Here is a 7,913-nt window from a genome sequence, read left to right as displayed (position 1 = left end):
TAGCAGCAGGAAACTATGATGTAACGTACAAAATCTGCGAAGTAACCAATCCAGGTAACTGTGATGAAGTAACTTCAACTATAGTAGTAGGTAAATCAATTATCATTGCATTGACTGAGACTACAGATGCAATCAATGGAAGAGTTGGTGGAACGACATATTCATTAGTTAAAAATGATCTTTTAAACGGAGTTGCAGTTGTTATTAAAAATAGTAATGGAGGAGTAATCTTGACAAGTGTAAGTGTACCAGCAGGATTAACTTTAAATGCGGACGGAACTGTGAAAGTAGATGCGGGAACGCCAGTAGGACTTTATGAGGTTGAATATACAATTTGCGAATTTTTAAATCCAACGACAAATTGTGCAACTGTCAAAAGTTATGTTCTTGTTACAGGTTCAGCTCCTAGTGCAGGGTTATTAAAAGCAAATGATGACAATGGAGGAATTATAGATACTAATAAAGGAGAAAAACCAAACGTAAATGTCTTTAAAAATGACACTTATAATGGTTTGCCATTAGATCCTTCAACTGTTATTTTAACAACAGTAGTTTCAAATCCTAATTTAATTTTAAAAGCGGATGGGTCAATAGAAGTAAAAGATGGAACTCCAGTTGGGGATTATGAATTGACATACCAAATTTGTGAAGTCTTAAATACAGATAATTGCAGTCAGGCAAAAGTGAAAGTTTCAGTTGAAAACAGCGTTGATCCTGAACCGCCAATTTCAAAAATTGTTCTTGGAAACGATCAAGGTGTTGCAGATGGAATAAATGGTTCACTTGAATTCATCAATGTTTTAGACAATGATTTCTTGAATGACAAGCCAATTAGTTCTCTAGATATTGTAATTACTAATATATCAAGAAGTCCATATTTCGAATTTAATTCAGATGGAACAGTAAATGTGAAACCAAATACGCCGGGAGGAAATTATGCAATTGCATATCAAGTTTGCGAAAAAGCAGATTCATCTAATTGTAGTACCGGAATGTTAAATGTTTTTGTTGAAGTTCCAGAAATTGCACTTGTAAAAACAGCGGTATTCAATGATGAAAATGGTAATGGAGTTGCAAATGCAGGAGAAACAATTACATACAAATTTGTAGTAACAAATACAGGAAATGTTCCATTAAAAGGAGTTATGATTACAGATCCTTTAGTTGGAGTTAAAGTCTTTGGTCAAGCAATTGATCTAGATGTAAACGAATCTAATGATACCAATTTTACTGCAGAATATAAAATCACACAAAGTGATATTAATTTCGGAAGCGTGAGTAATCAAGCTAGTGTAAAAGGAAGCAGTGCAAAAGGAGTTGTAGTTGAAGATATTTCTGATGATGCAAGCCTTACAGATGATAAACCAACTGTTTTAGGTCTAAAGGGATGTGTGATAAAAGTCTTTAATGCTTTCTCTCCAAATGGAGATGCTAAAAATTCAAGATTCTACATTCAAGGATTAGAATGTTATCCAAACAATACAGTAGAGATTTACAATCGTTGGGGAGTATTAGTTTTTGATATTGACCGTTACAATAATGAAGATCGAGTGTTTACAGGATTTTCACAAGGACGTACAACCATTAGTGAAACTGCTGGATTACCTGTAGGAACCTATTTTTATATTATTAAGTATACTGATAGCGATTCTAATCCTCACGAACTTTCAGGTTATTTATATCTAAATAAATAAAAATTACAAACGGCTTAGTATTGAGCTAAGCCGTTTTTTTAAATTCTTTTAAATGAAAAAATTAAGCTTAATTTTTATATTCTTTTCCATTGTAGGCTTTGCGCAGCAAGATGCTCAGTATACACAATACATGTACAATACTATAAATGTAAATCCCGCATATGCTGGTTCACGAGGAGTAATGAGTGTTTTTGGATTATATCGTACCCAATGGATAGGGCTTGACGGTGCGCCAAAAACCAGCAGTTTTTCATTAAACACACCAATAAATAACAGCGATATCGGAATAGGTGTTTCGCTTGTAAATGACAAAATTGGACCTACAAATGAAAATACCTTATCTACAGATATATCGTATTCAATACCAACATCTGAAACCTTCAAACTTTCGTTTGGAATTAAAGCAACAGCTAATTTATTCAATTTAGACATAAACAAACTTAATCCCGAAGATCAGGGAGATCCACAGTTTCAAGACTTAAATAATAAGTTCTCACCAAATATTGGAGCAGGAGTTTATTGGCACTCAGACAAAGCTTATGTTGGTTTTTCTATTCCAAACTTCATAGAAACAAATAGATATGATGACAATGATGTCGCAATTTTTAAAGATAAAATCAACTATTACTTAATGGCAGGTTATGTATTTGATCTTAATTATTATGTCAAATTTAAACCAGCTGTTCTAACAAAAATGGTGCAAGGAGCCCCTTTACAAGTTGATTTATCAGGAAATTTTATGTTTAATGAAAAGTTTGTCGTAGGATTGGCTTATAGATGGAGTGCTTCATTAAGCGCAATGGCAGGTTTTCAAGTCTCAGAAGGAATGTATATAGGTTACGCTTATGATCGCGAAACTACTAAGTTAAACAACTATAATTCAGGTTCTCACGAAATATTCCTTCGTTTTGAGTTTTTTAATAATTATAATAAAATGATATCTCCAAGATTCTTCTAATATATGCCATAATGAAAATTAAAAAAATAGGTTATTCAGTTCTATTACTATGCTTCTTTTTCCAAATAAATGCGCAGACAAAACTTATAAGTAAAGAAAATAAAACTAAAAGCAGCAAGGAAGTTAAACTTGCCAAAAAAGAGGAGAAAGCAAAAAAAGAATATGCAAAACTAGTAAGTAAAGCAGATAAAAAATATGATAATTATGAATATGTAGACGCTATAAAGGCCTACAAAAGCGTAATGGCAAAAGGAGATTATGACGAAAAACTGCTTCAAAGACTTGCAGACTCTTATTATTTTACAGCCGATTTAAGAAATGCAGAAAAATGGTATGGAGAACTTTACAGAATCAATAAAAATCAGTTACCAGAATATTTATACAAGTATGCACAATCCCTAAAATCAGTAGGACATTATCAAAGAGCAGATCAAATCTTAGAAATATTTAACACCAGAGCTGCGTCACAAAATAGAGCTGCTTTAGTTAGAAATGAGAAAAATTATTTAGACGAAATTAAATCCAATTCGGGACGTTTTGTAATCGCCGATGCTGGAGTTAATTCTGAATTTTCAGATTACGGAGGAGTAGTTTATGATAACAAGATTGTTTTTACTTCTGCAAGAGATACTGGCGGAATAGCTAGAAAAAACTTTAAATGGACAAATAAATCCTTTTCTACTTTTTTTACAGCAGATTTATTACCAGATGGAAGTGTTGGAAAAGTGAAACTTTTCTATAAAAAAGACCATGGAAATTTTAATGAATCTTCTCCCGTGTTTACAAAAGATGGACGCACAATGTATTTTACCCGAAATAATTTTATTGATGGTAAAAGAGGAGAAAATAATAAGAATGTAACGCTTCTTAAACTTTATAAAGCAGAATTGGTTGGTGATAAATGGGGTAATGTAAAGGAGTTGCCTTTCACAAGTGATCAATACAGCACCGCACATCCTGCTCTAAGCATAGACGAGAAAACGTTGTATTTTGCTTCAGACATGCCTGGAACTCTTGGAGAATCTGATTTGTACAAAGTAACCATAAATACTGATGGAACTTTTGGAGCACCTGAAAATTTAGGAGCACATATAAATACAGAAGGAAGAGAAACATTCCCATTTGTCTCAGGTGATAATGAATTGTATTTTTCTTCAGACGGACGTCCAGGACTAGGAGGTCTTGATGTGTATGTTGTAAAAATGAATGAAGACGGAACGTTGGACGAAGTTCAAAATGTTGGACAGCCAGTAAACAGTAAACAAGATGATTTTGCTTTTGTAATCGACAGTAAAAAGAGAAATGGATTCTTTTCGTCAAATCGCGAAAATATGAATGATTCAGATAATATCTATCGATTTACAGAAATAAAAAAATTGGTATGCGAACAAGGACTGTCAGGAATAATTACAGATGCTGAATCAAATGAAATTTTAGCAAATGCTTCTCTTATTTTGTTTGATGAAAATTTCAATACGCTGCAAAATGTTGAATCAGATGAAAAAGGGAATTATGCTTTTGAAAATGTAAAATGCGGAAAGAAATATTCTATCAGAGTTGTCAAAGACGGTTTTAACAGAAAAGATGTTTCAATTGCTTTAAAGAAAGAAAATGGTAAAACTGAATTACCAATTGGATTGCATAAAAATGTGCAGCCAGCCGAAATTAAGAAAATAGCGGTAAATAAATTGGCTATTAAACCTTTGAAAATAGGAACTATTAACGTCGGGTCAGATTTGGTAAAATTACTTCACATTCCGATGAACTTTTTTGATTTAGGAAAAGCTACAATTAAAAAATCATCCGAAGCTTCACTAATTAAGGTTGTACAAGCCTTAAATCAGTATCCGAATTTAAAATTAGATATTCGATCGCACACAGACAGCCGATCTTCATCTGAAAGTAATCAAATTTTATCTGATAAAAGAGCCCAGTCAACAAGAGACTGGTTAATAAGTAAAGGAGTTGATGCCAGTAGATTAACAGCAAAAGGATATGGTGAAACACAGTTAGTTAATAAATGTGCAGACGGCGTAAAATGTACCGAACAACAACACCAATTAAACCGACGCAGCGAATTTATTGTAGTTGCTATGTAAATATAAGTTTCTTTAAAATATAATAAGCCCTTTTCTAAATCTAGAAAAGGGCTTTTTTCTTGAGAATACTTTAAAAGTTAAAAAAGCTGATTTTTGGCAAAAAAGAGCCGTAAATGTTTTTGTTCTTTAGTGTATAGTTTTAAAAAGTTATAAAACAATGTATAATGTTTAAAATGAGTATGTTGTGTTTTTAAAATATAGTGTTAGAAGTAAATAGTGTGCGATTTTTTTTTAACTTTATAAATCTAAAATTTTTCAGATATGACTGTAGATCAAATACTAAACGCAAAAGGTAAAAATGTTTATTCGGTACATTCAACAACAACAGTTTATGAAGCTTTGAAAGTAATGGGCGAAAAAAACATAGGAGCAATCCTAGTTATTGACGGAAATGACTTAAAAGGAATTTTATCTGAAAGGGATTATGCTCGAAAAATAGTTTTAAAAGATAAATCTTCCAAAGAAACCCTTGTGCATGAAATCATGGAAAGCAATGTTTTTTCGGTTAAATTATCTAATAATATCGAGGATTGTATGGAGTTGATGAGCTCAAAGAGAATCAGGCATCTCCCAGTTTTAGAAAACGAAATTGTAGTAGGAATAATTTCGATCAGCGATGTGGTAAAAGCTGTTATCGAAATTCAAAAAGACACCATTAATCACTTAAATTCCTATATCTCACAGTAAATAATTTTATGAAATATAACTTTTTAAATAGTCCATTATGTCATGGGCTATTTTTTTGACGTTATTAATTTAACATTTTAACAAAAGAAAGTAGTAAAAACATACCTTTTTAAGCTAAGACTTATATCTTTGTAAGCTAGAATAAAAGCTAAAAATAATGAACAAAGAGAGTAAAAAAAGAGAGGCATTACTGTACCACGCAGAGCCAACTCCAGGAAAAATTCAAGTAGTTCCAACAAAAAAATATGCAACCCAAAGAGACTTATCACTGGCTTATTCGCCGGGAGTTGCTGAACCATGTTTAGAAATCGCAGCAAACAAAGAAGACGTTTATAAATACACCGCAAAAGGAAATTTAGTAGCTGTAATTTCAAATGGTACAGCTGTTTTAGGTCTTGGAAATATAGGTCCTGAGGCAGGAAAACCAGTAATGGAGGGGAAAGGTCTATTGTTTAAAATATTCTCAGATATAGACGTTTTTGATATAGAAATCGATACAGAAAATGTTGAAGAATTTATTCAAACCGTAAAAAATATTGCTCCAACCTTTGGAGGTATCAATCTTGAAGATATCAAAGCACCAGAATCTTTCGAAATTGAAAGAAGATTAATAGAAGAATTAGACATTCCAGTAATGCATGATGATCAGCACGGAACTGCGATTATTTCTTCTGCAGCCTTAATCAATGCACTTGAATTAGCAGGCAAAAAAGCCGAAGATGTAAAAGTGGTTGTTTCAGGAGCAGGATCGGCAGCAATTGCTTGTACTGATCTATATGTTTTATTAGGAGTAAAAGTCGAAAATATTTTAATGTATAATAGTAAAGGACTTTTAACAAAAGACAATCCTTCACTTTCAGAATTACAATTAAAGTACGCAGTTAACGGTCCTAAAATTGATTTAGCAGATGCAGTTAATGGAGCAGATGTTTTCATCGGATTATCATCAGGAGATATTCTGTCACCAGAAATGTTATTGACAATGAAAGAAAATCCGATTGTGTTTGCAATGGCAAATCCAAATCCGGAAATCGATTATAATTTGGCTGTTCAAACGCGAAAAGACGTTATTATGGCTACAGGACGTTCAGACTTTCCTAACCAAGTAAATAATGTTTTAGGTTTTCCATATATTTTTAGAGGAGCGTTAGATGTACGTGCTACTAAAATTAATGAAGAAATGAAAATGGCGGCTGTAAAAGCTTTAGCTATTTTAGCAAAAGAACCAGTTCCAGAACAAGTTAACGTAGCTTATGGTGCAACAAAGCTTGGTTTTGGTCAAGAATATATCATTCCTAAGCCTTTTGATCCTCGATTAATTACTATTGTAGCGCCTGCAGTTGCTAAGGCAGCAATGGAATCTGGCGTAGCAAAAAAACCTATTACAGATTGGGCAGCTTATGAAGATGTGCTTCGTGAACGTATGGGTAACGATAACAAAATGGTGCGTTTAATTACCAATCGTGCTAAATTAAATCCTAAACGAGTTGTTTTTGCAGAAGCAGATCATTTAAATGTTTTAAAAGCAGCTCAAATTGTTTATGAAGACGGTATTGGTTCGCCAGTATTATTAGGAAATAGAGAATTAATTTTAGAATTAAAAGCTGAATTAGGTTTTGATGCTGATCTTGAAATTATTGATCCTAAAACGAATGAAGAAGAAGCAAGACGAAATCGATTTGCAAATTCTTATTGGGAAACAAGAGAACGAAGAGGAGTTTCATTGCTTGATGCTCAGAAGTTTATGCGCGAAAGAAATTATTTTGCAGCAATGATGGTTAATGAAGGAGAGGCTGATGCTGTAGTTACAGGTTACTCAAGAAGTTATCCAAGTGTTGTAAAACCAATGCTTCAGTTAATTGAAAAAGCACCAGGTGCATCACTTGTTGCAACTGCAAACATGATGCTTACATCTCGTGGGCCAATGTTCTTGTCAGATACAGCAATAAATATCAACCCAAGTTCAGAAGATTTAGTAAACATCGCTATTATGACAGCAAAAACAGCAAAAATGTTTGGTGTTGAGCCTGTTATTGCAATGGTTTCTTATTCGAATTTTGGATCATCAACAAGTCAAAGTGCTTCAAAAGTAAGAGAAGCAGTTGCTTACTTGCATAAAAATCATCCAGACATGATTGTTGATGGTGAAATTCAAGCAGATTTTGCTTTAAATCCAGATATGCTTAAAGAAAAATTTCCTTTCTCTAAATTAGCAGGTAAAAAAGTTAATACATTAATCTTTCCTAACTTAGAGTCAGCAAATATTACATACAAATTGTTGAAAGAGTTATATAAAGTTAACTCTATTGGGCCAATTATGATGGGAATGGGTAAACCAGTTCACATTTTTCAATTAGGAGCAAGTGTTGAAGAAATGGTCAACATGGCAGCAATTGCGGTAATTGACGCGCAGCAAAAAGAAAGTAAAAAAAACAAATTAGCAGAGTAGTACAATAAAGTAAGGGTCAAATAATA

Annotated in this window: 5 protein-coding genes; all 5 read left to right on the top strand. The window is 32.8% G+C overall.

The window, feature by feature from the left end:
- A partial coding sequence (locus tag BOW55_RS11210; RefSeq protein ID WP_129024182.1) for a gliding motility-associated C-terminal domain-containing protein occupies positions 1-1,694 on the top strand: 1,694 nt, incomplete at its 5' end.
- Between the two features lie 52 nt (positions 1,695-1,746).
- A complete protein-coding gene (locus BOW55_RS11205) occupies positions 1,747-2,652 on the top strand; it encodes a type IX secretion system membrane protein PorP/SprF (protein WP_129024181.1) in 906 nt (301 codons plus the stop codon).
- 11 nt (positions 2,653-2,663) lie between these two features.
- Complete coding sequence (locus BOW55_RS11200; protein WP_129024180.1) at positions 2,664-4,751, top strand: OmpA family protein; 2,088 nt, start codon at positions 2,664-2,666, stop codon at positions 4,749-4,751.
- Positions 4,752-5,012: 261 nt separating this feature from the next.
- Complete coding sequence (locus BOW55_RS11195; protein ID WP_089054429.1) at positions 5,013-5,438, top strand: CBS domain-containing protein; 426 nt, start codon at positions 5,013-5,015, stop codon at positions 5,436-5,438.
- A 157-nt stretch (positions 5,439-5,595) separates the two neighbouring features.
- Positions 5,596-7,887, top strand: a complete 2,292-nt coding sequence (locus BOW55_RS11190; RefSeq protein ID WP_129024179.1) for an NADP-dependent malic enzyme — start codon at positions 5,596-5,598, stop codon at positions 7,885-7,887.
- The last annotated feature ends 26 nt before the right edge of the window (positions 7,888-7,913 follow it).

It is taken from the genome of Flavobacterium sp. YO12, assembly GCF_004119495.1.
GTDB lineage: Bacteria > Bacteroidota > Bacteroidia > Flavobacteriales > Flavobacteriaceae > Flavobacterium.
The sequence above is the reverse complement of the archived record's forward strand: the minus strand, read 5'-3'. Positions and strand labels throughout refer to the sequence as shown.

Bases quoted from the DNA above. Each gene is read 5' to 3' on its own strand.
- BOW55_RS11190 (WP_129024179.1), top strand. From the start codon at position 5,596: ATGAACAAAGAGAGTAAAAAAAGAGAGGCATTACTGTACCACGCAGAG.
- BOW55_RS11205 (WP_129024181.1), top strand. From the start codon at position 1,747: ATGAAAAAATTAAGCTTAATTTTTATATTCTTTTCCATTGTAGGCTTT.
- BOW55_RS11200 (WP_129024180.1), top strand. From the start codon at position 2,664: ATGAAAATTAAAAAAATAGGTTATTCAGTTCTATTACTATGCTTCTTT.
- BOW55_RS11195 (WP_089054429.1), top strand. From the start codon at position 5,013: ATGACTGTAGATCAAATACTAAACGCAAAAGGTAAAAATGTTTATTCG.